Origin of the sequence: Pseudomonas mucidolens (assembly GCF_900106045.1) — a bacterium.
GTDB classification, from domain to species: domain Bacteria; phylum Pseudomonadota; class Gammaproteobacteria; order Pseudomonadales; family Pseudomonadaceae; genus Aquipseudomonas; species Aquipseudomonas mucidolens.
The window spans coordinates 4,124,478-4,150,650 of sequence record NZ_LT629802.1 but is presented as its reverse complement, the minus strand read 5'-3'; the positions used below and the strand labels follow the sequence as shown (position 1 = coordinate 4,150,650).

At 58.9% G+C, this 26,173-nt stretch carries 20 protein-coding genes and 3 pseudogenes; 13 read left to right on the top strand and 10 right to left on the bottom strand.

The annotated features are described in order from the left end of the window. Position 1: 1 nt before the first annotated feature. Positions 2 to 1,465, top strand: a complete 1,464-nt coding sequence (locus BLU75_RS19200) for an N-acyl-D-amino-acid deacylase family protein (RefSeq protein WP_090221530.1) — start codon at positions 2 to 4, stop codon at positions 1,463 to 1,465. A gap of 29 nt (positions 1,466 to 1,494) precedes the next feature. Beyond that, entirely contained in the window at positions 1,495 to 1,863 is a 369-nt protein-coding gene (locus tag BLU75_RS19195; protein WP_084379025.1) for a glyoxalase superfamily protein, read from the top strand. A 654-nt stretch (positions 1,864 to 2,517) separates the two neighbouring features. Here the strand turns inward: BLU75_RS19195 and BLU75_RS28360 are convergent. From BLU75_RS28360 to BLU75_RS19185, 3 genes and pseudogenes are all read right to left on the bottom strand, one after another. Then, a pseudogene (locus BLU75_RS28360) lies at positions 2,518 to 3,114 on the bottom strand (methyl-accepting chemotaxis protein); the annotation flags it as partial. Between the two features lie 306 nt (positions 3,115 to 3,420). Continuing rightward, positions 3,421 to 4,437, bottom strand: a pseudogene (locus BLU75_RS28355) (methyl-accepting chemotaxis protein); the annotation flags it as partial. A 197-nt stretch (positions 4,438 to 4,634) separates the two neighbouring features. Then, positions 4,635 to 5,666 (bottom strand): hypothetical protein, encoded by a 1,032-nt coding sequence (locus BLU75_RS19185; protein ID WP_084379027.1) that lies wholly within the window; start codon positions 5,664 to 5,666, stop codon positions 4,635 to 4,637. Between the two features lie 169 nt (positions 5,667 to 5,835). Here BLU75_RS19185 and BLU75_RS19180 point away from each other — a divergent pair, with 169 nt between their 5' ends. From BLU75_RS19180 to xylB, 7 genes and pseudogenes are all read left to right on the top strand, one after another. Beyond that, complete coding sequence (locus BLU75_RS19180) at positions 5,836 to 6,294, top strand: GNAT family N-acetyltransferase (RefSeq protein WP_084379028.1); 459 nt, start codon at positions 5,836 to 5,838, stop codon at positions 6,292 to 6,294. A 104-nt stretch (positions 6,295 to 6,398) separates the two neighbouring features. Further along, complete coding sequence (gene pdxR / locus BLU75_RS19175) at positions 6,399 to 7,871, top strand: MocR-like pyridoxine biosynthesis transcription factor PdxR (RefSeq protein WP_084379029.1); 1,473 nt, start codon at positions 6,399 to 6,401, stop codon at positions 7,869 to 7,871. Positions 7,872 to 7,970: 99 nt separating this feature from the next. Then, a complete protein-coding gene (locus tag BLU75_RS19170; protein WP_084379030.1) occupies positions 7,971 to 9,170 on the top strand; it encodes a benzoate/H(+) symporter BenE family transporter in 1,200 nt (399 codons plus the stop codon). 176 nt (positions 9,171 to 9,346) lie between these two features. Beyond that, positions 9,347 to 10,891 carry a sugar ABC transporter ATP-binding protein gene (locus BLU75_RS19165; protein WP_084379031.1) on the top strand — a complete coding sequence of 515 codons (1,545 nt, stop codon included), beginning with the start codon at positions 9,347 to 9,349 and terminating at the stop codon, positions 10,889 to 10,891. Positions 10,892 to 10,916: 25 nt separating this feature from the next. Next, positions 10,917 to 11,894 (top strand): ABC transporter permease subunit, encoded by a 978-nt coding sequence (locus BLU75_RS19160; RefSeq protein WP_090221638.1) that lies wholly within the window; start codon positions 10,917 to 10,919, stop codon positions 11,892 to 11,894. 30 nt (positions 11,895 to 11,924) lie between these two features. After that, the gene (locus BLU75_RS19155) at positions 11,925 to 12,866 is read left to right on the top strand and encodes an ABC transporter substrate-binding protein (RefSeq protein ID WP_084379032.1); all 942 of its coding nucleotides are present in this window, start codon (positions 11,925 to 11,927) and stop codon (positions 12,864 to 12,866) included. Positions 12,867 to 12,888: 22 nt separating this feature from the next. Next, positions 12,889 to 14,371: pseudogene (xylB, locus tag BLU75_RS19150) on the top strand (xylulokinase). A 45-nt stretch (positions 14,372 to 14,416) separates the two neighbouring features. Here the strand turns inward: xylB and BLU75_RS19145 are convergent. Continuing rightward, a complete protein-coding gene (locus BLU75_RS19145; RefSeq protein WP_084379033.1) occupies positions 14,417 to 14,947 on the bottom strand; it encodes a P-loop nucleotide/nucleoside kinase family protein in 531 nt (176 codons plus the stop codon). Positions 14,948 to 14,961: 14 nt separating this feature from the next. After that, entirely contained in the window at positions 14,962 to 15,765 is an 804-nt protein-coding gene (gene dapF, locus BLU75_RS19140) for a diaminopimelate epimerase (RefSeq protein WP_084379034.1), read from the bottom strand. A gap of 423 nt (positions 15,766 to 16,188) precedes the next feature. On the opposite strand from dapF, the gene dctP reads away from it, so the two are divergent. The 3 genes from dctP to dctM all read left to right on the top strand — a co-directional run bounded on the left by dctP (position 16,189) and on the right by dctM (position 19,161). Further along, on the top strand, positions 16,189 to 17,184 hold the full coding sequence (dctP, locus tag BLU75_RS19135; protein ID WP_084379035.1) for a C4-dicarboxylate TRAP substrate-binding protein DctP: 996 nt from the start codon (positions 16,189 to 16,191) through the stop codon (positions 17,182 to 17,184). A gap of 64 nt (positions 17,185 to 17,248) precedes the next feature. Next, entirely contained in the window at positions 17,249 to 17,881 is a 633-nt protein-coding gene (locus tag BLU75_RS19130) for a TRAP transporter small permease (protein ID WP_084379036.1), read from the top strand. Continuing rightward, entirely contained in the window at positions 17,878 to 19,161 is a 1,284-nt protein-coding gene (gene dctM, locus BLU75_RS19125; RefSeq protein WP_084379037.1) for a C4-dicarboxylate TRAP transporter large permease protein DctM, read from the top strand. Before BLU75_RS19130 ends, dctM begins: the two co-directional genes overlap by 4 nt. 5 nt (positions 19,162 to 19,166) lie before the next feature. Here the strand turns inward: dctM and BLU75_RS19120 are convergent, their stop codons facing one another. From BLU75_RS19120 to BLU75_RS19100, 5 genes are all read right to left on the bottom strand, one after another. After that, entirely contained in the window at positions 19,167 to 19,556 is a 390-nt protein-coding gene (locus BLU75_RS19120; protein WP_084379038.1) for a DUF1850 domain-containing protein, read from the bottom strand. After that, entirely contained in the window at positions 19,553 to 21,580 is a 2,028-nt protein-coding gene (locus BLU75_RS19115) for a TRAP transporter permease (protein ID WP_084379039.1), read from the bottom strand. Before BLU75_RS19115 ends, BLU75_RS19120 begins: the two co-directional genes overlap by 4 nt. A gap of 74 nt (positions 21,581 to 21,654) precedes the next feature. Beyond that, the gene (locus BLU75_RS19110) at positions 21,655 to 22,608 is read right to left on the bottom strand and encodes a TAXI family TRAP transporter solute-binding subunit (RefSeq protein WP_084379040.1); all 954 of its coding nucleotides are present in this window, start codon (positions 22,606 to 22,608) and stop codon (positions 21,655 to 21,657) included. Between the two features lie 99 nt (positions 22,609 to 22,707). Then, positions 22,708 to 24,165, bottom strand: a complete 1,458-nt coding sequence (locus tag BLU75_RS19105) for a TrkH family potassium uptake protein (protein WP_084379041.1) — start codon at positions 24,163 to 24,165, stop codon at positions 22,708 to 22,710. A gap of 302 nt (positions 24,166 to 24,467) precedes the next feature. Further along, positions 24,468 to 24,944 (bottom strand): hemerythrin domain-containing protein, encoded by a 477-nt coding sequence (locus BLU75_RS19100; RefSeq protein WP_084379042.1) that lies wholly within the window; start codon positions 24,942 to 24,944, stop codon positions 24,468 to 24,470. A gap of 695 nt (positions 24,945 to 25,639) precedes the next feature. Between BLU75_RS19100 and BLU75_RS19095 the strand changes: the two genes are divergently transcribed. Then, on the top strand, positions 25,640 to 26,158 hold the full coding sequence (locus BLU75_RS19095; RefSeq protein ID WP_084379043.1) for an Hcp family type VI secretion system effector: 519 nt from the start codon (positions 25,640 to 25,642) through the stop codon (positions 26,156 to 26,158). Positions 26,159 to 26,173 lie beyond the last annotated feature (15 nt).

Below are 26,173 nucleotides of genomic sequence, written 5' to 3'. Positions count from 1 at the left end.
GATGAAGTACCACACGCTGATCCGCAACGCGCAGGTGATTGATGGCAGCAACGCGCCGGCTTATGTCGCCGATGTGGCGTTGCTGGATGGGCGCATCGCAAAGATCGGCGACCTGTCAGGCGCCAGTGCCGAGCATGAATTCGACGTCGCCGGGCAGGTCCTCGCCCCGGGCTTTATCGACGTGCATACCCACGATGACAGCGTGGTGATCCGTCAGCCGCAGATGCTGCCCAAACTCAGCCAGGGGGTGACCACGGTCATCGTCGGTAACTGTGGCATCAGCGCCTCGCCGGTGAGTCTGCGGGGTGATCCATCCGACCCGATGAACTTGCTGGGCAGTGCCGAGGCGTTCGTCTATCCGCGTTTTGTCGACTACCGTGTCGCGGTGCAAAACGCCCGGCCAGCGCTGAATGTCGCGGCCCTGATTGGCCACACGGCGTTGCGCAGCAACCATATGGACGATCTGCATCGCAGCGCGACGCCCGGCGAAATCGCCGCGATGCGTGAGCAATTGCACGAAAGCCTGGAGGCCGGCGCCCTGGGCTTGTCCACCGGCCTGGCCTACGCCAGCGCCTATAGCGCCGAAACGGATGAAGTGCTGCAACTGAGCGAAGAACTGACGGCGTATGGCGCGGTGTACACCACCCATTTGCGCAGCGAATTTGAACCGGTGCTGGAGGCCATGGACGAAGCCTTCCTGATCGGTCGTCATGCCCGGGCACCGGTGATCATCTCCCACCTCAAATGCGCCGGCGCTGGTAATTGGGGGCGCAGCCCGCAGTTGCTGGCGTCGTTGGAGCAGGCGGCGAAGAACCATCCGGTGGGCTGCGATTGCTACCCCTACGCGGCGAGTTCCTCGACCCTGGACCTCAAGCAAGTCACCGATGCCTTCCGAATTACCATCACCTGGTCGACACCGCACCCGGACATGGGCGGCCGGGACCTGCAGGACATCGCGGCGCAATGGAACGTGTCGCTGATCGACGCCGCCCGTCGCCTGCAGCCGGCGGGGGCGGTGTATTACGGGATGGATGAGGCCGATGTACAACGCATCCTCGCGCACCCGTTGTCGATGGTCGGTTCGGACGGCCTGCCAGAGGACCCATTCCCTCATCCGCGGTTGTGGGGCGCATTCCCACGGGTGCTCGGGCATTTCAGCCGTGACCTGGGACTGTTCCCGCTGCACACCGCAGTACACAAAATGACCGGGTTGTCGGCGGCGCGGTTTGGCTTGTCGCAACGGGGTGAGATCCGCGAAGGGTACTGGGCTGACCTGGTGCTGTTTGATCCACTACGGGTGAGGGATGTGGCTGACTTCAAAGACCCTCAGCGCGCCGCCGAAGGGATCGACGGCGTGTGGATCAACGGGGTGTTGAGTTACCGCGATGGTCAGGCGAACGGTCAGCGGGCGGGGCGTTTTTTGCTACGCAGCGGGGATTTGCGAGAGGGCTTCAAGACTCTATAGTGGCGGCTCACGAACAGGGAGTCACCCGCATGCACTTAGGAAGAGTCATCCCCATCCTGCGGATCTTCGACGAGACCAAGGCCCTCGAGTTCTATGTCGATTTCCTGGGGTTCAAGGTCGATTGGCAACATCGGTTCGAGGCGAACTACCCGTTGTACCTGCAAGTGTCGTCGGGAACGTGTGTGTTGCACTTGTCCGAACATCATGGCGATGCTTCGCCGGGCGCAGCGGTGCGGATTCAGATTGAAGGTATTGCGACGTACCAGCAGCAATTGCTGGCCAAGGATTATCGCTATGCGAAACCTGAGGTCGAAGAAACGGCCTGGGGCACGCGGGAAATGAGCATCAAGGATCCGTTTGGCAATCGTGTGGTATTCGTCGAAGAGATGGCGGATTGAGTCCGCCGTCTGCGGAAAAATGCAGGCAATAAAAAACCGCCTTAGTAGGGCGGTTTTTTAGTGCAATCCCAGCAAATGCGGGGGTTGCGAGCTCAACGGAAGCAATGACCTGCAAAAAGGATACGGCCAATTATCGCATCACGCAAGGCTTGACGACGGCCGATACTTTTCATGTTTTTCACTCTGGGTTATTCAAAAGTAGCGGCAAAAATTGGCAACAAATAGCTGATCTCTGCGCAGAGCTTTCTCGTCTCCCGTCACACCTTCGATCAGGATGTTGGTTAGTATCACCCCCGTTCCATGGATGTCGTTTTGTAGGGGGCTGGGTATGCGCGCGAATTATGGACCGAACGCCACGGGCTAGTAATCCGTGCCGGATTCATGCGGGAGGAACCAAAGCCCGGCCGCCTCAACGGAAGCGATGACCAGCGTCCGAAGGCCCACGTGTTCCGGTAAGTGTGCTGGAGGTAAGGCCCAACTCTTGGAGGGCCGAGTATGTCTAAGTTTGCACGACGTACGTGGGACCTCGTAGTGAATTCCCTGCGTGTCTATCACGTGTGGAAATTCCTGCGGGACAGCTTTGATGACCGTTAAGGTCTGATGCGCGGGAGCCGCCCCGGTTTTAGCCGAGGCGGCTTTTTTGGGCCAGGGTATCTACACCCGGAAATGGCTGACCATTTGCTGCAACTGACCGCCCAGGCGCGCCAGTTCGACACTCGACTTGGCTGTCTCGTCGCTGGCGGTGGCGGTCTGTTCCGACACATCACGCACGTTGACGATGCTGCGGCTGATTTCTTCGGCCACGGCGCTTTGCTCTTCGGCTGCGGCGGCAATCTGCTGGTTCATCGACTGGATGTTCGACACCGTGCGGGTGATGTTCTCCAGTGACACGCCGGCCTTGCGCGTCAGCTCGACGCTGCTGTCGGTGAGGCTGCGACTGTTGTTCATCACGCTGGCCACTTGCTGGGTGCCGTTCTGCAAACCGGCGACCAGACCTTCGATTTCCTCGGTGGATTTCTGCGTGCGCTGGGCCAGGCCACGGACCTCGTCGGCGACCACCGCAAAACCACGACCGGCTTCACCGGCGCGGGCGGCTTCGATGGCGGCGTTGAGCGCCAACAGGTTGGTCTGTTCGGCCACGGCCTTGATCACGTCCATCACGCTGCCGATCTTGTTGCTCTCTTGTTGCAGGTGCGCCATGGCGTCGGTGGAACGTGCCACTTCCTCGGCCAGACGTTCGATCTGGGCGATGGCTTCGGCCACCACCTTGTCGCCTGCGCGGGCTTCGCCGTCGGCGTCCGAGGCGGCTCGGGAGGCTTGCTCGGCATTGCGCGCCACTTCTTGCACGGTGGCGGTCATCTCGTGCATCGCGGTCGCCACTTGATCGGTCTCGATCTTTTGACTGTTGACCCCGGCGCTGGTCTGCTCGGTCACCGCCGACAATTCTTCGGCGGCGCTGGCGATCTGGGTCACACCGTCGCGGATGCCGGAGATCAGCTCGCGCAAGGTGGTGCCCATACGCTGGATGCCTTGTTGCAAGACGCCCAGCTCGTCACGACGGGTGACCTGGATGTTATGGCTCAAGTCACCGGACGCGATGCGTTCGACCACGGCAAGGGTCTCTTGCAGCGGACGAGTAATCTGCCGGGTGATGATCACGGCGGCGATGATGCCCACCAGCAACGCCAGGAGGGTGCTGATCAATTGCAGGCTGCGGGCCTGGGCGCTTTCGGCGTCGCGACGTTGCAGTTGAATGGCATACAGCGCTTCGCTGCGCGAAACAATATCTGCGCCCTGCACGGTCATTTCCTGGCGGGCCAGGACGATATTGGCGTTGGCGGCCTTGTACGCCTGCACCGCACTGCGATAGGCGCCGAGGGCGTTTTCCAGGGTTGTCAGTTCGGTGCGCTGAGTGGCAGCGAATACGCTGTTCAACGCTTTCAAACCGTTGATCGCGGTCTCGACCTGCGCTGCGGCGCGCGCTTCGGTGTCCGGGTTGACGTTGCTGGTGTAGCCGCGTACTTCATAACGGGCCAGCAGCAACTGTTCCTTGGCCTGGATGATGGCCTCGAACTGGGCAAAACGCTCGGTACTGTCGGGCATCTGACGTACGTTACGCTCCAGTGTACTGATCGCCGCGTTGGCGGCTTCGGCACGGTCGCCCATGGTTTGGCGCGCGGCATTACCGTTACGGTAAGCCTCGCGCATTTTGTTCAGCGACTGCTGGTAAGCAGTGATGATGCTTTTCTGCTCGTTGAGCAACTTGAGATTTTCCGGGCTCTTGAAGCTATTGAGCAACTTTTGCTGCTGGGCGGAAAACCCGTCGAGACTGGTTTGCACGTTCTGCGCCACGCTTTCGTCGCCGTTGGCCAGCATGTATTGCAGGCGCACGATGCGCAACTTGGTCAGAGAGGCGTTGAGCTGAGTGATGTCGCTCATCCAGTTGCTGCGGTCGATCAGGCCCCCGAGGCTGGTCCAGCCGGTGAGGGCCAGGATCGAGGTAAGGGCCAGCACCAGGCCAAAGCCCAGGCCGAGTTTCAGGTTGACGCTAAGGTTGGCGAACCAATTGTTCATCGAATGCCTCCAGGCACGCAGTTATTTCATTGTCGGCACTGGAAGGTTGTCGTTATTGGAGGCCAGTACAGCGGTGTAGAGCGTTATCGGCTAGAACGCCTTCAACTGAAGTAAATTTTCAATATGGCTGGATTTTCTGGACAGATGCCTGAAAAAACTCGCGCACTACACCGATCATTGCGCAACGAAACGGGGATTCAAGGCGCCTTCAGGCTGGCCAGGGCCGCCTTGCCTTGCGCCGACAACACGGGCTCCAACTGCGCCCAGGTGAAGCTCAGCTCATTGTCGCAACCGTCGCCGTAGGAGGGTGTTGAGAGCTGCAAGCCTTGAGTGTTGAAGCTCAGGTCGAATCTCGAGTAGCTGCTGATGGCCGGGCAGCCCTCGTCCACGCTGGCCTGCTTTTCCAGCCAGGCACTGAAGGCGGGCGACAGTTTGACCTGTGCGGAGTAGGGGGCATCCCACGCCTGGCGACTGCCGACCCAGCGCCATGGATCGACGCGTTCACCGGTTTGCAGGTCCCAGGAGTGCAAGCCCCAACTGATGCCGTTGCGCCCATAGCCGGCGGTCCAGCGATAGAACTTGACGGTGATCCAGTGGGACGACCAGTAAATGGGCTCTACCTCGATTTCGCTGGTGTGGGCGGAACCGTTGCGGCCCAGATACTCGCGCCGTTCACGGAAGAACTCGGCCTGGCCCTCGGGGCTGACGGCCAGCTGCGCCAGGTGCTGGTTGATCTTCTGCATCGCCCGACCACCACCCTCCAGCTTGAGGGTGACCTCGGCGCCTTGGGTCTTTACCTGGTAGCGATGCGCGCCAAAGGTTCTTTTTTCCACTTTGGCGGGTAGCGGTGCTGATTCCATCGGCCGGTTATAGGCGTCACTGCCACACCCTTGGGCGTCAGTTCGTGTCAGCACTAACGGCAGCGGCTCGCCGCCTGAGGGCTTGGTCCAGGTTCCCGTCAGTCTGTTCTCCTGAGGCGTGTTCAGTTTCCAGGACCCACTGTTGCCTTCCTCCACCCATGGCTCGCCAGCTTGCTCACGGCTCAATTGGATCGACGTCAGAAAACGCGTGTAGTAGTAACTGCCGTTGCTGTCGGGAGACGCATTGAAACAGGCAGTGATCGAAGCTTTGCCAAGAGTGCCGCTCCACACACCGGCAAGGTCGGCGGGCGCCGCATCGGCATAGCTCGCAGCGCCCGCGAAGGCCAGGACAGCCAAGGGTTTGAACATGAGATCGGACTTCCAGTTGTCTGGCGGGTATTCATGATAGCCGATGAACAGCGGCGCGCGATTGGCCTGCCCGACGGGGCTGAAGTGGTCGGTTGCGAACGGGTTGAAGACCCTACCATTGCACGGTCCCGATCCGGTTTCGGTTTCGGTTTTTCTGTAGGAGAGTGCAATGGGTAATGATCAACAGAGCGTGATCGTGCGAGCGCTTCAGCCCGACGACTATGAGCGGTGGCTGGCATTGTGGCTGGCTTATCAAGACTTCTATGAAGTCACGCTGGAGGAGGCTGTATCACGGTCTACGTTCAGTCGTTTTCTCGATCCGGATGAGCCGGTTTCTGGTTTCGTGGCGGCCCAGGGCGAGGATCTGGTGGGGTTGGTTAATGCCGTCCTGCATCGCTCAACCTGGACAGTCGCCGACTACTGCTACCTGGAGGACCTGTATGTGGCGCCCACCGTCCGTGGCAGCGGGAGCGGCAAAATGCTTATCGAACAGGTGCGCGACTTTGCTCGGCAACACGGATGTTCGCGCCTGTATTGGCACACCCATCAAACCAATAAGCGCGCACAAAAGCTCTACAACTGGGTGGCCGAGGACTCGGGCTTCATCGAGTACCGCATGACGTTGTAACCCGCACTCGCTCTACATCGCCGACATTGGACATGGACATATCGGCGGTGTCGAACAAAGATGTGGGGTTTGGCGTGCCGTCTTTTTCATGCCTGGCAAACTACATGACTCACAACCTCGAGCTAGACACGCTCAAGATTCGCCTCGCCGACCCGAAAATAGCCGCACTGGATTTACGCGTGCGTGTGCAGCGCGTGCTGCGCCAACTGATCCTGGAAGGCATCCTTGCGCCCGGCAGCCGCCTGCCGGCGACTCGCACGCTTGCACGCTCGTTGGGCATTTCTCGGGACACCGTTGAGATTGCCTATGTGCAGTTGCAACTGGACGGCTATCTCTGTCGGCGTGAAGGCTCGGGTAGCTTCGTTTCCGAAAAGATCGGGCCTGGTCTGCGGGGCGTGCGCCAGCATAAGCCGGTGCCCGTGAACTTGGCCGCGACGCTCAGTACCCGCGGTGCGGATATTCTCGCCAGTGGCGGTGTCAGCGACCAACAAGTAGTCAAGGCCTTTGCCACGGGCCTGCCTGAAACCCGTACCTTTCCCGTCGGAATCTGGGAGCGCTTGCACCGCCATACGTTGAAGGATTACCCGCCAGGCCTGCTGTTGCACGGCGACCCGCAAGGCGCCGAACCGCTGCGCCAGGCCATCGCGCATTATCTGAACCTGGAGCGGGGTGCCCGAGTGACGCCTGATCAGGTGCTGGTGTTGTCCAGTACACGCCAGGCTCTCTATTTGTGTGCCCAAGTGTTGGTGGATGCCGGCCAGCCGATCCTGATGGAAGACCCCGGCTACTTCGGTGCGCGCAAGGCGTTCGAGATGGCCCAGCTCAAGGTTGTGCCGGTTCCGGTGGATGATCAAGGCGTGTGTATCGATCACCTGCGCGCCGACCGCAGCGGCGCCAATACCGTGTACGTCACGCCGTCCCATCAATATCCCACCGGTGCGACCCTCGCCCTGGAGCGACGCCTTGAACTGACCGCCTGGGCCGCCGAGCGCCAAGGCTGGATTATCGAGGACGATTACGACAGCCAGTTTCACTACGAGGGCTTGCCGACTGCCTGCGTGCAGGGGCTGGACCGTTACCAGCGCACGCTTTACCTGGGTACGTTCAGCAAGTCGCTGTACCCCGGTTTGCGCATGGGGTTCATGGTGTTGCCGCCGGAGCTGGTCAAACCCATGACCTATGCGCGCAGCATCCTCGATGGGCACACCCCGCAGCTCGCCCAACTGACGTTGGCGCGCTTCATGAGCGACGGCCATTTCGGCAGCCATATCCGTGCGATGCGCAACATCTACGGAGAGCGCCGCGATGCGATGGCGCAGGCCGTCCGGCGCCACTTGAGCGCTATCGTCACTGCCAGTTTGCCGCCGGGTGGCTTGCAGCTCCCCTGTTTGCTGAAGGAGGGGTGGACAGAACTCGAGACCCTTCGGCGCGCGGCGCGGGTGGGTATCCAGTTGCCAGGTCTTAGTCGTCTCTACGCCAAGCCACCCGCTACGGGAGGCTGGCTATTGGGTTTTTCGGCGCTGACGCCCACTGAAATCGAGGCGGCGACCCGGACGCTGGCCAAGGCGCTTCGATAATCTCAAGTGGTCTGGCATGGCGCGAGGAAGTGGACTGAAAGGGGGGGCCATCGAGGGTTAGCCTTGGCGCCCTCAATCCTCTCCGTCAAGGACGCCTCCATGAGCCAATCAGCTACAAAACTGCGCCTCACCGACTTCATCTCCCCCGGCATCAGCGCGTTCATTTCGGTAATCGTCAACTACGCCGGGACCTTCATCCTGGTGTTCCAGGCCGCACAATTGGCGCAACTCAGTGCGGCGCAAACTGCTTCATGGGTCTGGTCGGTGAGCATCGGGGTAGGTGTGACCGGGGCGTGGCTGAGTTACCGCTATCGGGCGCCGATCATCACGGCCTGGTCGACACCGGGCGTGGCCTTTTTGGCAACGGTCATGCCCTTTACGCCTTATGCTGAAGTGCTCGGCGCTTATATCATGTGCGCCGCCGGCTTTGTGGTGCTGGGTCTGTGCGGCGCTTTTGAACGGTTGGTGCGGTTGATCCCGGGCGGAATTGCCGCAGGTTTGCTGGCAGGCATTCTGTTGCAGTTTGGTGTGGCGGCGTTTGGCGGTGCCAGCGCCGATCCAGTGTTAGTGATCATCCTGGTGGTGTCTTACGCGGTGTTGCGGCGCTTCACTTCGCGCTATGCGATGGTCGGGATTCTGTTGATTGGCTTGGCATTGCTCATCAGTCAGCAGCGAGTCGATTTGAGCGGCGTCGAGCTGCAACTGGCGGCGCCGGTTCTGCAAATACCACACTTTTCCGTCGCCGCATTGCTTGGTGTCGCGTTACCGCTGTTTGTGATCACCCTGACCGGGCAATACATCCCAGGCATGCTGGTGCTGCGCAATGATGGCTTCAGCACCAGTGCCAACCCGATCATCACCGTCACCGGTCTGGGATCGCTCATCATGGCGCCGTTCGGTGCGCATGCGTTCAACATCGCAGCGATCACGGCGGCGATCTGCACGGGCCGCGACGCCCACGAAGATCCGTCCAAACGCTATATCGCCGGGCTGGTGTGCGGTGCGCTGTACATCACTGTCGGCGTCTTTGGGGTCACGCTCGCAACGTTGTTCATGGTTCTACCGCGTGCCTTTATCACTACGTTGGCGGGCCTGGCCTTGCTCGGTGCAATCGGCTCGAGCCTGGCCAGTGCGATGGCCGACACGCATACGCGGGAAACAGCGTTGATTACCTTTCTGGCGACCGCCGCCAATGTCACCTTGCTAGGAGTAGGCGGTGCGTTTTGGGGGTTAGTGGCGGGGTTGTTGGTGCATGGGTTGATTCATGGTGGGCGTAAGGCCGATACGAGGGTGGTGTAGTGGCGTACGGGTTGGTCCTGAATATGCTGTGTTCTTCGTCGATCCCACTACGCTGAAACGTTTCTTCCGTGCTTGCGTTAGCAAATATATCTGATTACAGTCGAGCGTAATCAGGCCAGCCGACACTGCGGTGTCGCAAGAGCCAACGGACAAAAATAATAAATACCGGGGTCGCCATGTACCTTGAACCCACTGCAGTTCCCCTGCTCGAAATGCGCGATATTTCCAAGACCTTCAACGGTTTGCGCGTACTGAAAAATGTCGGCCTGAAAGTCTATCCTGGTGAAATTCACGCCTTGATGGGGGAAAACGGTGCCGGCAAATCGACGCTGATGAAAATCCTCTCCGGCGCCTATCAGGCGGATGATGGTGGCGAAATCCGCATCAACGGCCAGCCCGTTGCCCACTATCACCCCGGCACCGCAAAAGACCTCGGCATCGCCGTGATCTATCAAGAACTGAGCCTGTGCCCGAACCTCAGCGTGGCCGAGAATATTTATCTGGGGCGCGAATTACGTCGTGGGTGGACCATCGACCGCAAGGGCATGGAGGGCGGTTGCCTTGAGGTGCTGACGCGCCTGGGCGCTGAATTCAAGCCGTCCGCTCGCGTGGGCACATTGTCGATCGCCGAGCGCCAATTGGTGGAAATCGCCCGCGCCTTGCATGCCGAGGCAAAAATCCTGGTGATGGACGAGCCCACTACACCGCTGTCGTCGCGCGAGACCGACCGTCTGTTCGCCTTGATCAAACAGCTGCGCGGCCAGGGGCTGGCGATTATCTACATCAGCCACCGCATGGCCGAGATCTATGAACTGTCAGACCGTGTTTCGGTGTTGCGCGATGGTGAATATGTCGGCGAATTGGCCCGGGATGTGCTGTCTGCCGAAATGCTGGTGAAGATGATGGTGGGGCGCGACCTGTCCGGGTTCTACAAGAAGGAGCACGCGGCCTACGACCCGGGAGCGGTGGTGATGCGGGTGCGCGACATGGCCGATGGCAAGCGCGTGAAGCCGTGCAGTTTCGAGTTGCATGCCGGTGAAGTGCTGGGCATCGCCGGGCTGGTGGGCGCTGGCCGTACCGAATTGGCGCGGCTGATCTTTGCCGCCGACCCACGTACCGGCGGCACTCTGGAGGTGGTGGGCAAACCCGTGACGCCGTTGCGCAACCCGACCGATGCGATCCGTGCCGGCGTGGTTTACCTCACCGAAGACCGCAAGGCCCAAGGGCTGTTCCTCGACATGAGCGTGGCTGACAACATCAACATCTGCGCCTGTGTCCCGGACGCTCGCGCCGGCGGGGTGCTTGACCGGCGCCAGGGCGCGCGGCGCGCCACGGGGGCTATTGAATCGCTGTCGATTCGTGTCGCCTCGGGCAAGGTCAATGTCGGCGCGCTGTCCGGTGGCAATCAGCAGAAAGTGTTGCTGGCGCGTCTGTTGGAGATCAAGCCGCATGTGCTGATCCTCGATGAGCCCACCCGAGGCGTGGACATCGGTTCCAAATCGGAAATCTATCGAATCATCAATCAATTGGCGCAGGCGGGCGTGGGCATTGTGGTGATTTCCAGCGAACTGCCGGAAATCATCGGCACCTGCGACCGGGTGCTGATCATGCGCGAAGGCCAGTTGGTGGCGCAGTTGGGCGGAGCCTGCGGCCATGAGATTTCCCAGGAAGCGATTATCGACCTCGCCACCGGTGGCGAGCAGGTGGCCGCTCATGGCTGACCCCGAGACTTTGGAGAGCACTGCGATGACCGTAGACACCCTTGCAACTGTGGCCAAGCGCGAGCGTATTCGCGAACTGATGCGCACTGTTGGCATGCTGCCGGTATTGGTGCTGTTACTGGTGGGCTTTGCCCTGGCCAGCGAAAACTTTCTCACGCTGCAGAATCTGTCGATCATCAGCCAGCAGGCGTCGGTGAATGTGGTCTTGGCGGCGGGCATGACCTTTGTGATCCTGACTGCCGGTATCGATTTGTCGGTGGGGGCGATTCTTGCCGCGTCTGCCGTGGTGGCGCTGCAAACCTCGATGTCACCGCAATACGGCATGCTGGGGATTGTCGCCGGGGTCGGCTTCGGTCTGTTACTGGGCCTGGTCAACGGCGGATTGATCGCCTTCCTGCGGCTGCCACCGTTTATCGTCACCCTCGGTGCGCTGACGGCCATGCGTGGTTTGGCGCGGTTGTTGGCCGACGACAAAACCGTATTCAACCCGGACTTGCCGTTCGCCTTTATCGGCAATGACTCGATTCTCGGTGTGCCGTGGCTGGTCGTGATCGCGGTGGCGGTGATTATCCTGTCGTGGTTCATCCTGCGGCGCACGGTGATGGGCGTGCAGATCTACTCGGTGGGCGGCAACCCGGAAGCGGCGCGGCTTTCTGGCATCAAGGTGTGGAAGGTGCTGCTCTTCGTCTACGCCATGTCCGGTGCACTGGCAGGTTTGGGCGCGGTGATGAGTGCGTCGCGCCTGTTTGCCGCCAACGGCTTGCAACTGGGCCAATCCTACGAGTTGGATGCGATTGCCGCGGTGATCCTTGGCGGCACCAGTTTTGTCGGCGGTGTCAGCACCATCGCCGGTACCTTGATTGGTGCACTGATCATCGCGGTGCTGACCAATGGCCTGGTGCTGCTTGGGGTCTCGGATATCTGGCAGTACATCATCAAGGGCATCGTGATCATTGGCGCCGTGGCGCTGGATCGTTATCGCCAATCCGGCACGCGAACCTGATTTCTCAACAACAATCACAAGAGAGTCGTCATGAACTTCAAACGTATCTTTCCTGTTGTCGCTTCCCTGAGCCTGGCTGTGCTGATGTCCCAAGCCGTGCAGGCCCGTGAACTCAAAGCCCTGGGGATCAGCATGGGGTCGCTGGGTAATCCCTATTTCGTCACCCTCGCCGATGGCGCCACGGCGCGGGCCAAGGCGTTGAACCCGGACGTCAAGGTGACCTCGGTCTCGGCTGATTACGACCTGAGCAAGCAGTTCTCGCAGATCGATAACTTTATCTCGTCCAAGGTCGACCTGATATTGCTGAACGCCGTCGACCCGTCGGCCATGGCGTCGGCGATCAAGAAAGCCCGGAATGCCGGGATCGTGGTGGTGGCGGTGGACGTCGACGCCAAGGGCGTGAACGCCACGGTGCAGACCGATAACGTTGAGGCCGGCAAATTGGCCTGTCAGTTCATCGTCGACAAGCTGGCGGGCAAAGGTAACGTGATCATCCAGAACGGACCGCAAGTCACGGCGGTCACTGATCGGGTCAAGGGTTGTAAGGCCGCCCTGGCCGGCGCGCCGCAGATCAAAGTGCTGTCCGACGATCAGGACGGCAAAGGTTCACGGGAAGGCGGCTTGAATGTGATGCAGGGTTACCTGACACGCTTCCCGCAGATCGATGGACTGTTCGCCATCAACGATCCACAGGCCATTGGCAGCGATCTGGCTGCCCGGCAGTTGAAGCGCGGCGGCATCGTCATTACCTCAGTGGACGGCGCGCCGGATATCGAGAATTCGCTCAAGTCCGAGTCGCTGATCCAGGCTTCTTCCAGCCAGGACCCGTGGGCCATGGCGCAGACGGCGGTCGACATTGGCAACGACTTGCTCAATGACAAGCCACCGGCCGAAGCCGTGACCCTGCTCGCGCCCAAATTGATCACGCGCGATAACGTCGCGGCGTACAACGGCTGGTCGAGTAAGCGTTGATGCCTGATTGGAGCGTGTCGGTATGAGCAGTCCCATCTCTCTGGGCATCGACCTGGGCACTTCGGAACTCAAGGCCATTTTGCTCGAGGAGAACGGCCAGGTCGTGGCCCATGCTGGCGCGCGCCTGACCGTCTCGAGGCGGCACAGCGGCTGGTCCGAACAGCATCCCGAGGACTGGTGGCAAGCGTGTCTGCAGGTGCTCGATCAATTGCGTCTTGAGCAGCCAGAAGTCTTTGCCCGGATAGGGTGTATTGGCCTTTCCGGGCAGATGCATGGGGCGGTGCTGCTGGGGGATGACGATCGCGTGCTGTACCCGGCCATGCTCTGGGATGACTCGCGGGCCGTAGCTTGCGCCGAAGCATTGGCGCGTGACTACCCGGACTTTGCCGAGATCACTGGCAGCGTGCCGATGGCCGGGCTGACCGCCCCCAAGTTACTGTGGCTGCAACACCATGAGCCGCAGATTTTCAGCGCCATTGATTGCGTGCTGTCACCCAAGGATTATCTGCGTCTGCGCCTGAGCGGCGAACGCCTCAGCGACGTCTCGGATGCCGCCGGAACCTTGTGGCTGGACGTCGCCAGGCGAACCTGGTTCGAGCCCATGCTGCGGGCAACCGGGCTGAGCCTCTCGCACATGCCCGGACTGGTGGAGGGCGGGGCGCCCGGCAGCGTCCTCGACAGCCGTGCAGCGCTCCGCTTGGGTTTGCCCGCAGGTTTGGTCATCGCCGGAGGCGGTGGGGACAACCCGGTAGCGGCGGTCGGTATCGGTGCGATCAATGCCGGTGACGGATTTATCACCTTGGGCACCAGCGCGGCCATCGTCGCGATCACTGATTATGCCGCGAGCAATCCCGCCAGTGCGGTGCACAGTTTTTGCCACGCATTGCCCGAGCGTTGGTACACCATGGGCGCCATGCTCGCGGGCGCCAGTTGCCTGCGCTGGGTCACACGCCTGAGCGGTATCGTCGATGAGCACACGCTGCTGGAGCACGTGCAGGCAGCAGTCCCGCTCGAGGAAACCATTTCTCTCTCTTCCGCTGTTCCTGCCTTACCTGGCGGGTGAGCGCACGCCGCACAATGATCCGCTGTTACGCGGTGGCTTCATGAACCTGGGCCACGACTGCACGCCGGCAATGCTCGGTTATGCGGTGATGGAAGGTGTCGGCTTCGGCCTGCTCGACGCTCTGCATGCAGTGCAATCGGCCGGCGCCTCGGTACAGGCTTGCGCCTTGGTGGGCGGCGGCGCTCGCAGCGCGTATTGGGCACAGTTACTGGCGAATATTCTTGAGCGGGACATCTACACCTTGCACGGCAGTGAATTGAGTGCGTGTATCGGCGCGGCGAAGCTGGGGTTTGTTGCGAGCGGGCGGGGGGCCGTATTGTTACAAAGTGGAATGCCGATCAAGGCGCGGTATGTGCCGGATACCAGGCAGCGTGCCGCATTGCGGGCGCGTCATGCCTTGTTTCGGGGGTTATTGCCGGCGGCGCGGGCGCTGCATGGGTGATGTTCCAGGTTGCCAGGGTGCCCAGTGATATAAGGCAGAAGATGCTCAACACCTTGGATGTGACTGAGTGCCGTGAAGTAATGCACATCGCCGGGCAATCAATGCGACCGCTTGCGTCGCGGACATCAAGGCCGTGTCTATCGTCAGCGGCGCGTCATTCCAGGCTTCATAATCATGCGCTAACACCGATTGCCAGGTGGGGGGCGTCAGTCCTGCGATATCGCTGTGCCGGGTTTCTACCCGTCGGCGATGCTCTTGTTGATCGGAGCAGATCACCTGAATATTCAACAATGGGCTCGCACCCCGCGCGGCAATATCGCGCCAGGCCTGTCGGCTTTCGGTCACCGGGTTAACGCCGTCGACCACCACCTGGTTACCGATGCGCAGGTTACTCAGGGCCAGCTCGTTGGCGACTCGATAACCGCTGCGCCCGACGTCCTGCGCCAGTACCTCGGCGTTGCGGATGGCTTGTTCTATCGTGTCGATTCGCAGATACACGGCGCGCATTTCAGCCGCCAGGCCCTGCGCAATCGTGGTTTTTCCAGTGCCTGGAAGGCCGCTGAAGACAATTAGCATTGCATCTCCCGTCATCAGCTGTGGGTGAACGTTCCCGAGAACGTAGCTTCAACCGGGCCGGTGAGTAACACCTGGCCGGCGCCGGTCCACTGGACCGTGACGTTTCCGCCATCGCACGCGACCTCGACGCACTCATCCAACAGGCCTCGACGGATGCCGTTAACCACGGCACCACAGGCACAGGAACCTGAGCCTTGCGGTATGCCGCCGCCACGTTCCCATATACGTAACCGAATCTGCCTGCGGTTGATGATCTGGACGAAATGCACATTCGTCTTGAGAGGAAACAACGCGTGGGTTTCGATCCCCGGCCCAATGCTCGCGATGTCCAGGGCCGCCAGATCATCGACAAAATAGGTGCAGTGCGGGTTTCCCATACTGCACGCGGCAGGCATGCCCTCCAACGGCAAAACCGTCGTATCCAAGTCCCGGGCCAGGGGAATATCCGACCATCCGCAGTGCGGTTCGCCCATGCTGACGGTAATCGCGCCGGTTGCAGTGCGTTCGCAGGTGTGCAGGCCACGCTCGGTCCGCAACACCACCGAGGCTTTGTTTGACTCGCCCATCAGCCTGGCCGCGACACCTCGCGTGGCGCTGCCACATACCTCCAGCGGCGAGCCATCGGCATTCCAGAACAGCACCTGAGCCGCTGCGTCATCACACTTGAGCATTACCGCCAGTTGATTGAAGCCGATACCCAGATTCCGGTCACCCATGCGCCGGGCCAGGACGTTGGTAATGGGATTCGATGAATTTCGCAGGTCGACGATGACGAAGTCGTCGCCATTGGCATGCATCTTATGAAAACTCAGTGACATGGCAGGTTCCTGGCGAAGACATGGGAACAGACGTTGATTTACCGGGAACGTTGAGCAATTGCACTGCATCGCGGCGAGCGTACCCCAACCCTTGTAGGAGCAAGCTTGCTCGCGAAAAACGTCAACGATAACGCGTGCATTCTGGATAAACGCGGTGCCTTTGAGTTCTTCACGAGCAAGGGCTAGGCGTCCCCTTACCCTTACAAAAAAGCTTAACCGATCAGCGCTAGCCTCACAGCCTTGCTTATTAATATTGTAAGAAAATATTGCCACGCGAAAGCCATTCATCTGCAAGTTTTATAACTAAATCCGCTCATCACGGGCCAAATAACCGTTTTCTGCCTGGACTTGCTTAGTCCCTCGTGCATATGCTTTCACAGCATTAAATTGCACAAAAAAAATAAAACAAAAGGAGTCGCCCCCATGTTCAAACCTATGTGGAAAGCAGTCGTCTGCGCCCTGGCGCTTGGCGCCATGAGCACAGCCATGGCCGCAGACCCGATCACTATAAAATTCTCCCACGTGGTTGCAGAGCAGACTCCCAAGGGCCAGGGGGCGCTGCTGTTCAAGAAGCTGGTGGAAGAACGCCTGTCTGGCAAGGTCAAGGTTGATGTCTACCCCAACTCCTCGTTGTTTGGCGATGGCAAGGAGATGGAGGCGCTGTTGCTCGGGGACGTACAGATGATTGCCCCGTCGCTGGCCAAGTTCGAGCACTACACCAAGTCCGTGCAGTTGTTCGACCTGCCATTCCTGTTCGATGACATCTCCGCCGTGGACCGCTTCCAGTTGAGTGCTGAAGGCCAGAAGCTGCTCAAGTCCATGGAAAACAAGAACATCACCGGCCTGGCCTATTGGCACAACGGCATGAAGCAACTGTCGGCGAACAAGCCACTGCGTGAACCCAAGGATGCGCGTGGTCTGAAGTTCCGGGTGCAGGCGTCCGCGGTGCTGGAAGAGCAGTTCAAGGCGGTCAACGCCAACCCGCGCAAAATGAGTTTCGCCGAGGTGTATCAAGGCCTGCAGACCGGTGTGGTCAACGGTGCGGAAAACCCTTACTCGAACATCTACAGCCAGAAAATGCACGAAGTGCAGAAGTACATCACCGAATCCAACCACGGTGTACTCGACTACATGCTGATCACCAACACCAAGTTCTGGAATGGCTTGCCACCTGACATCCGCACCGAGTTGGACAAGATCCTGGTTGAAGTCACCAACCACGTTAACGACCAGGCGGCGCAACTGAACCAGAAAGACAAACAGCGCATCCTCGACGCCAAGACCACCGAGATCATCACCCTCACGCCTGAACAGCGCGGCGAATGGCGCGACAAGATGAAGCCGGTATGGAAGAAGTTTGAAGGTGACATCGGCGCTGATCTGATCAAAGCCGCCGAAGCCTCCAACAAGGCTCAGTAATGGGTGGCCGGTGCTGCCGCCTTGGCAGCGCCGGCCTGTCGTCCCCCCGCAGGAGATGTCATCCATGAACGCCCTTCAGCGCATCTGGGAACACTTCGAGGAAGGCTTCATCGCTTTCCTTCTGGCCGCTATGACGCTGGTTACATTCGTCTACGTGATGCTTAACAACCTCTACACCGTTTTCTACAGCCTCGGCGACAACTGGCCCGCCGCCAGCGAGCCAGCGTTCGCCATTGGCGACAGCATCATGGGCCTGGCCCAGGCGATGACCTGGAGCAGTTCGCTGACCAAGGCCCTGTTTGGCTGGCTGATATTTTTCGGCTTGTCGTATGGCGTGCGCACGGCCGGACACATCGGCGTCGATGCGCTGGTGAAACTCGCGAGCAAGCCGGTACAGCGCTTTATCGGCGTCATCGCTTGCCTGTGCTGCCTGGCCTACGCCGGGATGCTCGCTGTCGCCAGTTATGAGTGGATCAATACCTTGATGATTGCTCAGATCGGCGCGGAAGACCTGGGCCACTTTGGCATCATGCAATGGCACATCGGCCTGATCGTGCCGGTGGGCTTTACGTTGGTGTTTATCCGCTTCGCGGAAATTCTCGTACGCATCCTGATGAATCGTCAGACAGGCCTGGGCCTGGCCGATGAAGCGGCGGAAGCTATCAAACTGACCGAACACGAGGAAGACAAGCCATGACTATTGCCTTCCTGTTCGTGGCATTGTTCGCGCTGATGTTTATCGGCGTGCCCATCGCCATTTCGTTGGGGCTGGCCGGTTCGCTGACTATCATTTTCTTCAGCCCCGACTCGGTGCGTTCCCTGGCGATCAAGCTGTTCGAGACCTCTGAACACTACACCTTGCTGGCGATTCCGTTTTTCCTGCTGGCCGGTGCGTTCATGACCACCGGTGGCGTGGCGCGGCGGCTGATCGATTTTGCCAACGCTTGCGTCGGACATATCCGGGGTGGCCTGGCGATTGCGGCAGTGTTGGCCTGCATGTTGTTTGCTGCGCTGTCGGGATCAAGCCCGGCAACAGTGGCGGCGGTCGGTTCCATCGCCATTGCCGGGATGGTGCGGTCGGGTTATCCACAGGCGTTTGGCGCGGGCATCGTGTGTAACGCCGGCACCCTGGGGATCCTCATTCCGCCATCGATCGTGATGGTGGTGTATGCGGCGGCGACAGAAACCTCGGTGGGCAAGTTGTTCATGGCTGGGGTGATTCCCGGCCTGCTGCTGGGGTTATCGCTGATGGTGGCGATTTACATCGTCGCGGTGAAGAAGAACCTGCCGGCCCTGCCCCGGGCGACGTTCCGCGAGTGGCTGTCCACGGCGCGCAAAGCCCTCTGGGGCTTGCTGTTGATGGTCATCATCCTCGGCGGAATCTATTCCGGGATGTTTACCCCCACCGAAGCCGCTGCGGTGGCGGCCGTGTATTCGGCGTTTATCGCCTTGTTCGTCTATAAAGACCTGACCATTCGCGAAACCCCGAAAGTGCTGCTGGAGTCGGCCAAGCTGAGCATCATGCTGATGTTCATCATCGCCAACGCCATGCTGTTCGCTCATGTGCTGACCACCGAACAACTGCCACAGCAAATCACCGCATGGGTGATCGATGCCGGGCTGACGCCGGTGACCTTCCTGCTGGTAGTGAACATCGTGCTGTTGATTGCCGGGGCGTTTATGGAGCCTTCGGCGATCATCCTGATCCTGGCACCGATTCTGTTCCCTATCGCCATGCAACTGGGTATTGATCCGATTCACCTGGGCATCATCATGGTGGTGAACCTGGAGATCGGCTTGATCACGCCCCCCGTGGGGTTGAACCTGTTCGTGACGTCTGCCGTCACGGGAATGTCATTGACGGCTACCATCAAGGCGGCCATGCCCTGGCTGCTGATCCTGCTGGCATTCCTGATACTGATCACTTACGTACCGTGGATCTCCCTGGCGCTACCTAATTGGCTGGGCATGAGCTGATGTTGTCACCCGCCCGTCCGGCAACTCCACAACTCGACTGAGGATGGGTTGCTGACGGGAGGGCCTAGCCACTCGCTCATCGCGTGACAGCGTTGATCGAAGCACAACTGGTAGTCACCCGCCTGTGGGGTGCGTCCAAGTTTCAGCGGCTGCAAGGGCGGCAGCTGGCGCTGATAGTGCCAACTGCCGTTTTCCAATCTGGCCCCAGGGGGTATCTCCATGCCTGCGCCATTGCCTTTGACCCTGGCTTCCATCAGAACAAGTCCCTGTTCCGAAACACTGTAGTCCTCTTCCCAGCGAACTTTTTCTATCGTGTGATCCCAGCCCAGTGTAAAGCTTGCGACCGGGAGTTGCGCCCACACCACGCCCGCCAGTCCCAGGCACAAACCCATCATGCCTGGGCAAACCCGGTACGACGCGAGCGCCAGACATGCTGAACTATTAGCAGAATACCCAGCATGAAACCGATCTCGTCCGTTATCGGCAGCGCGACGACCAGTAAGGCTCCTGCGGCAAAGCACAAGAAACGTTCCCAGATCGGCATTTTCTGTTGCAGGTAGCCGGTGCACGCCATGCCCCAGAGACCAATGGCCAATGTGGTCTTCACCAGCATGTAGGCCGTCATCCAGTAATTGTCGCCTTGCATCATCAGTGCAGGGTTGTAGACCGTCATAAACGGAATGACGAAACCCGCCAGGGCAATACGCACCGCCCACAGGCTGATCTTGAAGCCTGTCTCCCTGGCGATGGGCGCTGCGGCAAAGCACGCAAGGGCGACCGGTGGAGTAAGGTCTGCAAGGATTCCGAAATAGAACACGAACATATGCGACACGATCAGCGGCACGCCCAGTTCCAGCAGCGCGGGTGCAGCGATCGAACTGGTGATGATGTAGTTGGGAATCGTCGGGATCCCCATGCCCAGCACCAGGCAGGTAATCATCGTCAGTATCAGCGACAGCAGCAGGTTGTCTCTGCCGATGGCCAATATGTAGCCGGCAAAGGTCGAGGCTATTCCAGTCAATGACACCACACCGATGATGACCCCCACCAACGCGCAGGCAATCCCCACCGGCACGGCATGCCGAGCACCCTCGACCAGCGCGTGCAGGCAAATATCCAGGGTTTCCCGGCCGCCCTTGATGAACCAGCAGATGAGCACCAGTGTGGCGATGACGGCAAAGATCACGCCGATCCCTAACTGGAAAAATCCGACGCAGAGGATCCCCAGGGCGACCCAGAACGCGCATCGCAACGCAAAGCTGGAGACCCTGAGAATAATGGCCGAGCCGAGAATGACGATGGCTGTCAATGCCAGCCCGACCATGCCGGAAAACAGCGGGGTACGCCCGGAAAACAGCAGGTAGACCAGCACCAGGAGCGGAATCAGCAAGTACCAGCTTTCCTTTACCGCGCCCCAGGCGCTGGGGCACTGGTCTTTGGGCAGTCCTTTAAGGTTGGAGCGTTTGGCCTCAAGGTGAACCATCCAGAACACCGAACCGAAATACAGGATGGCTGGGATCAGCGCTGCCTTGGCGATTTCCACGAACGGTACATTGATGGTTTCCGCCATGATGAACGCCACCGCGCCCATGACCGGCGGCATTATCTGGCTGCCCATGCTGGCAGTCGCCTCCACGCCGCCGGCAAACGCGGCCTTGTAGCCGAAGCGTTTCATCAATGGAATCGTGAATTGGCCGGTCGTCACGACGTTCGCGATGCCGGAACCCGTTATCGTCCCCATCAAGGCCGATGACACCACCGATACCTTGGCCGGACCGCCCAGTTTGTGGCCAAACAGACCCATCGCGAAGTCAGTGAACAGCTTGATCATGCCCGCCTGTTCAAGAAAGGCGCCGAACAGAATGAACAGGAAAATATAAGTCGCCGAAACATAAGTTGGTGTGCCGTAGAGGCCTTCGGTGCCGAATGACAGTTGGTTGACGATTTGATCGAGTCCGTAGCCGCGATGGGCCAGCTCGCCTGGCAGGTATTCACCCAATAGACCGTATGCCAAAAATAGTCCGCAGATGACCGGCAACGCGATCCCCATCACCCGGCGAGCCGCCTCGAACACCAATACGATCAGTATCAGCCCGATCACCATGTCTTCAAGCGTCAGGTCGCCCGAACGCTGGATCAAATCCGCCTCGAAAAACCATTGGTACGCAGCGGTGGCAATCGCTGCGAGGCTCAATAGCCAGGCCAGCGGCTGCCAGGGACGGGCCTTGCCGTACGCCGGGTAACTCAGGAAGACCACCCACAGCAGGAAGCCGACATGCACGGCGCGTAGCACCTGGCTGGAAATAGGCGCAAATGCGGCAGTGACTATCTGGAAAATGGAAAACAGCAACGCTACGTAGAACAGCGTTTTCGGCCAGTCGCGCGGGTTCGCCGCGATACCTTGATGATCTTCGCTCATTGGGAACCTGCCTCAAAAACTATAAGGAAGGGCACGCGCCGCTCCAGCGTGCGTCCCTGTGGCCTGTTGTTGGGTTACAACGCGCCAACTTCCTTGTAGTAGCGTTCGGCGCCGGGATGCAGGGGGATGGGCAGGTTCTTTGCAGCGTTTTGCACGTGGATGTCCTTGGCGGCCGAGTGAGAATTGCCGAGGCGCTTCAGGTTATCGAACATCAGCTTGGTCATCTTGTAGGCCACGTCGTCGGAGACGTCCGAGTGAGTCACCAGAATATTGGTGATCGCCACCGTCGGCACGGGGTCGGGCTGTCCGTCATAGGTGTTGGCGGGGATTTGGGCGGGCAGGTACGCGGCATTGCCAATTTTTGTCACCACCTCCGCGGGGATGGAGACGTAGTTCAATGACATGGTTGAAGCCAGGTCGCGAATGGCCGCCATTCCCAGTCCCGAAGACTGCAGCGTGGCGTCCAGCTGACGATTCTTGATCAGTTCGACCGACTCGGCGAAGGGCAGGTATTGGACCTTGCTCATGTCATCGTAGGTCAGTCCCGCGGCCTTGAAGATCGCCCGCGCGTTCAACTCGGTCCCGGATTTCGGAGCACCGACGGAGATGGTTTTGCCTTTCAGGTCGGCCAGGGTTTTGATCCCGGACTCTTTATTCGCAACAATTTGGATGTAATTCGGATAGGCGCCCGCAATCGCGCGCAACTTTGTCAGTGGCGCCTTGAACCCGGCGTCTTCCACGCCGTTTTTTGCATCAGCCACAGAGTCTCCAAGCGCAAAAGCAAGTTCCCCACGGCCGGCTTGTAAAAGGTTGAGATTCTCCACCGAGGCTTTGGTCGCCTGGACTGAAGTCTTCGACCCCTCGATCCCTTCGCTGTAGATCTGCGACAGCCCGACCCCGATAGGGTAATAAACCCCGCTGGTGCCCCCGGTGAGGATGTTTATGAATATCGGTGCGGCATTGGCCGCACACGAGACTGTCAACGCAGCCGTGGCGGCCAGGAGGCTGAAGCGTTTTTTTACGCGCATGGAAAGTGCTCCGTCTTGTTATGGCTTTATGCAGAGTCTTCCTACTGTAGTCGAAATCAACGCTGGAGTGAGAGGCTGGGTTGGCCTGAAGCGGAGCGCCTAATACCTCCAGAAGACGGGAGTGACAATGACCAATACGGTGAGGATCTCCAGGCGTCCGAGCAGCATGCCAATGGTCAGTAGCCATTTCGCTGCATCAGGCAATGAGGAGAAGTTGCCGACAGGCCCGATGATCGTGCCCAGTCCCGGGCCTACGTTACACACCGCAGTGGCCGCGCCACTTAGCGCAGTCGTCCAATCCAGCCCGATCAGCGCGAGGCCCAGGGCAATCACGGCAATGGTGATGCTGAAGAAAAACGAGAAGGTCAGCAGTGAGCGCAAGATCTCTTCGTCAATCGGATGGTTGTTGTATTTCTTCTGGATCACCGCCCGAGGATGGATCAACTGCTTCAAGCTGCTGACCAGCAAGGCCGCTGCAACCTGGAAACGGAAGATTTTCAGACCGCCCGCCGTCGAGCCGGAACATCCGCCGACAAAGGTCAGGTAGAAGAACAGCAACACCGCGAAGCTGCCCCATAACGTGTAATCGCCCACCGCAATGCCCGTGGTCGTGACGATAGAGGTCACGTTGACCGCCACGATACGCACGGCATCCCACCAGGCGTAATCGCTGTGAACACATAACCATGTCCCCACCGCCAGCCAGGTGACCAGCAAGAACCCGATAAATCCGCGAACCTGATGATCATTGGCCAGCGCGCGTCGATGACCGCGCAATGTCGCGACGTACAAGGTGAAGGGCAGGCTGCCCAGGATCATGATAACCACCGCGACCCAATGAATCGCCGGTTGCGTCCAATGCCCAAGCGAGGCATCCGAGGTGGAAAACCCGCCTGTGGAGATCAGCGACATGGCGTGGTTGATCGCTTCGAACGGTGTCATACCAGCGATCCACAGCGCGACAGCACTGGCGCCAGTGAGTCCCAGGTAGAGAAAAAGGATGTATTTGGCGGCCACATGGGAGCGCGGCGTGACTTTCTCCGACCAGTCGGAGGACTCCGTCTGGAACAGACGCATGCCCCCGACCCGCAGCAGGGGAAGGATGGCGACCGCCATGCCGATAAAGCCGATACCACCCAACCAGTGCAGCATCGAGCGCCATATCAACAATCCCGGCGAGGCGCTATCGAGGCCGCTCAGCACCGTTGATCCGGTGGTGGTGATGCCCGACATCGTCTCAAAGAATGCATCGGTGTAACTGATGTGGCTGATGAACACCATGGGCAATGCAGCGAAGCTACACACCACCACCCAACTGGCCGTAGTCAGCAGGTACATATCCCTGGGACGCAACTGGGCCGCTTCCGGTCGCCGTCCCCACACGCTAAGCAGTACGCCGCAGACGAAAGTAATCATGCCCGACCAGACAAACGCCCATAGATCGTCGCTTCGCTCGTAGAGGGCGAGCGTGATCATGGGAATGGCCATGCTGACCGCCAGCGTAATCAGAAAAATGCCGAGGATGAAGCCGATAAGCCGCATGGCTGCGAGGGACATAAAGGGTGGCCTGCCAAATTAGCGCCGAGCAGTATCGGATGCTGGAGCACCCGGCTGCGTAAATTTTGCATAAAGTTTCCACGAGCGTGTGACGCATTGATGGAAGGCCACACCAAAAAAAAACGCACAGTTAGCGATCATTGTAGGAGCGAGCTTGCTCGCGAAAAACGTCCACGATAACGCGTGTTTCCTGAATAAACGCGGCGCCTATGCGTTCTTCGCGAACAAGCGCCTACCAAAAAGCCCGGACAGGTCCGGGCTCAAGGTGCTGCGTTCGGTAACGGGGGCCGGGCGTTTAAGTGTTACGCCGCTTGTTTCGAAGACGTCATGCTCTTTTTGAGCGATGCTTTTAATGTCTGCATCTGTTCACCCAATTCATCGAGCTTGGCTTTGCCCAAGAGCTTTTTGGCTTGCGGGAACATCTCGATTTCTTCTTCCTCGATGTGGTGCTCCAGCAGCTCTTTCACTACTTTTACCCGACCTGCAAATTCCGGGCTGCCCGGGTCTGTGACTTTCAGGTCCGGAAGGACCAGGGCGTCGACGGTCCGGTGCTCTTCCTTGGCTTCGTAATACATCTCATCCTGCTCCTTGCCACCTGCTTCTTTAAAAGCCGGGTAAAGGATCTGTTCTTCCAACTGAGTGTGAATGCTGATTTCCAACTCCAGCTTATCCAACAGATCAACGCGTTTTTTCAGGGCCCGATCAGTCGACTCGCTCAACTGAGTCAGAATGGCTTTGACTTTTTCGTGGTCGGCTTTCAGAAGATCAATGGCGTTCATTTTTGCAGCCTCGCTATCACGGTTAGGTGTTTGCCGATCTGTGTCGGCGTGCATGAATTTCCAGGTAGATATCGCATAAGCTGTGCCAGTTGCAGAAATTACAAAAAAACAGATTTTTCAATTGGTTAGGTTTTTTGGTGGCGAGAGGAATTCGTGCAAGTTGCCCGAAGAAGATCTGATCGTGATGCATATCGCCGTATCAACGCGAATGAGCGTGGCCGCTTTCAATTAGTGGATGGCGCGGTCTGAGAGGGGTTAATGGTAAAGAGTCAGCTTTTTTGCATGGCTCTTTGCTATTGACTGGCTGTCACTCGATACGTAATGGGCAAGTGAATCGCCTCAGGAAAACTCCTGAACGACTGATATTTATGAATGCTGAAATCGAATAGCGCTAAATTGCCATCATGCGCCAAAAGTTGCACACTAAAATGTGGATAACCCTGTGAATAAATCTCTACAGGGCACGTACTTAACTACTTACAGGCAAGTGCGCAAGAAGTTGCACAGCATTGCGCAACTTCTTGCGCACTTTTATTGATAATTCCTATGTTAGACGCTAGCTAAATCTACGGCTTTAAATCCATACCGTTGATAAATAAGGTATTTAGTTTTATTGGCATAAACCTTGAAAGAGTTTACGGCACCTGCAGTGCAAACATGCCTGCGGGTTCCTCTATTTTCAGCAAGGAACATCCATGGCTACGCCAGCATATATGTCCATCACAGGTACCAAACAGGGCCTGATCACTGCCGGTGCTTTCACCGCTGACTCGGTCGGCAACACCTACCAGGAAGGTCATGAAGACCAGGTCATGGTTCAGGGCTTTAGCCACGAAGTGATCATTCCTCGCGATCCGCAATCGGGTCAACCGACCGGTCAACGCGTTCATAAGCCTGTCAAAATCATTAAGGTGTTCGACAAGTCCTCGCCGCTGCTGCTGGCTGCACTGACGTCCGGCGAACGTCTGACTGAGATTACCATCCAGTGGTATCGCACCTCGGCAGCGGGTACTCAAGAGCACTACTTCACCACCAAACTCGAAGACGCGATCATCGTCGACATCAAGGATTACATGCATAACTGCCAGGATCCGTCGAATTCGCACTTCACGCATCTGGAAGACGTTGAGTTCACCTATCGCAAAATCACCTGGACCCACGAAGTGTCTGGCACCTCCGGTTCTGATGACTGGCGCACCCCAGTCGCTGGCTGACACGGGCAGGCGGTT

Bases quoted from the DNA above. Each gene is read 5' to 3' on its own strand.
- BLU75_RS19185 (WP_084379027.1), bottom strand. From the start codon at position 5,666: ATGTTCAAACCCTTGGCTGTCCTGGCCTTCGCGGGCGCTGCGAGCTAT.
- BLU75_RS19200 (WP_090221530.1), top strand. From the start codon at position 2: ATGAAGTACCACACGCTGATCCGCAACGCGCAGGTGATTGATGGCAGC.
- BLU75_RS19100 (WP_084379042.1), bottom strand. From the start codon at position 24,944: ATGAACGCCATTGATCTTCTGAAAGCCGACCACGAAAAAGTCAAAGCC.
- dctP (WP_084379035.1), top strand. From the start codon at position 16,189: ATGTTCAAACCTATGTGGAAAGCAGTCGTCTGCGCCCTGGCGCTTGGC.
- BLU75_RS19120 (WP_084379038.1), bottom strand. From the start codon at position 19,556: ATGATGGGTTTGTGCCTGGGACTGGCGGGCGTGGTGTGGGCGCAACTC.
- BLU75_RS19115 (WP_084379039.1), bottom strand. From the start codon at position 21,580: ATGAGCGAAGATCATCAAGGTATCGCGGCGAACCCGCGCGACTGGCCG.
- BLU75_RS19160 (WP_090221638.1), top strand. From the start codon at position 10,917: ATGACCGTAGACACCCTTGCAACTGTGGCCAAGCGCGAGCGTATTCGC.
- dctM (WP_084379037.1), top strand. From the start codon at position 17,878: ATGACTATTGCCTTCCTGTTCGTGGCATTGTTCGCGCTGATGTTTATC.
- BLU75_RS19180 (WP_084379028.1), top strand. From the start codon at position 5,836: ATGGGTAATGATCAACAGAGCGTGATCGTGCGAGCGCTTCAGCCCGAC.
- BLU75_RS19170 (WP_084379030.1), top strand. From the start codon at position 7,971: ATGAGCCAATCAGCTACAAAACTGCGCCTCACCGACTTCATCTCCCCC.
- BLU75_RS19155 (WP_084379032.1), top strand. From the start codon at position 11,925: ATGAACTTCAAACGTATCTTTCCTGTTGTCGCTTCCCTGAGCCTGGCT.
- BLU75_RS19195 (WP_084379025.1), top strand. From the start codon at position 1,495: ATGCACTTAGGAAGAGTCATCCCCATCCTGCGGATCTTCGACGAGACC.
- BLU75_RS19165 (WP_084379031.1), top strand. From the start codon at position 9,347: ATGTACCTTGAACCCACTGCAGTTCCCCTGCTCGAAATGCGCGATATT.
- BLU75_RS19145 (WP_084379033.1), bottom strand. From the start codon at position 14,947: ATGCTAATTGTCTTCAGCGGCCTTCCAGGCACTGGAAAAACCACGATT.
- dapF (WP_084379034.1), bottom strand. From the start codon at position 15,765: ATGTCACTGAGTTTTCATAAGATGCATGCCAATGGCGACGACTTCGTC.
- pdxR (WP_084379029.1), top strand. From the start codon at position 6,399: ATGACTCACAACCTCGAGCTAGACACGCTCAAGATTCGCCTCGCCGAC.
- BLU75_RS19130 (WP_084379036.1), top strand. From the start codon at position 17,249: ATGAACGCCCTTCAGCGCATCTGGGAACACTTCGAGGAAGGCTTCATC.
- BLU75_RS19095 (WP_084379043.1), top strand. From the start codon at position 25,640: ATGGCTACGCCAGCATATATGTCCATCACAGGTACCAAACAGGGCCTG.
- BLU75_RS19105 (WP_084379041.1), bottom strand. From the start codon at position 24,165: ATGTCCCTCGCAGCCATGCGGCTTATCGGCTTCATCCTCGGCATTTTT.
- BLU75_RS19110 (WP_084379040.1), bottom strand. From the start codon at position 22,608: ATGCGCGTAAAAAAACGCTTCAGCCTCCTGGCCGCCACGGCTGCGTTG.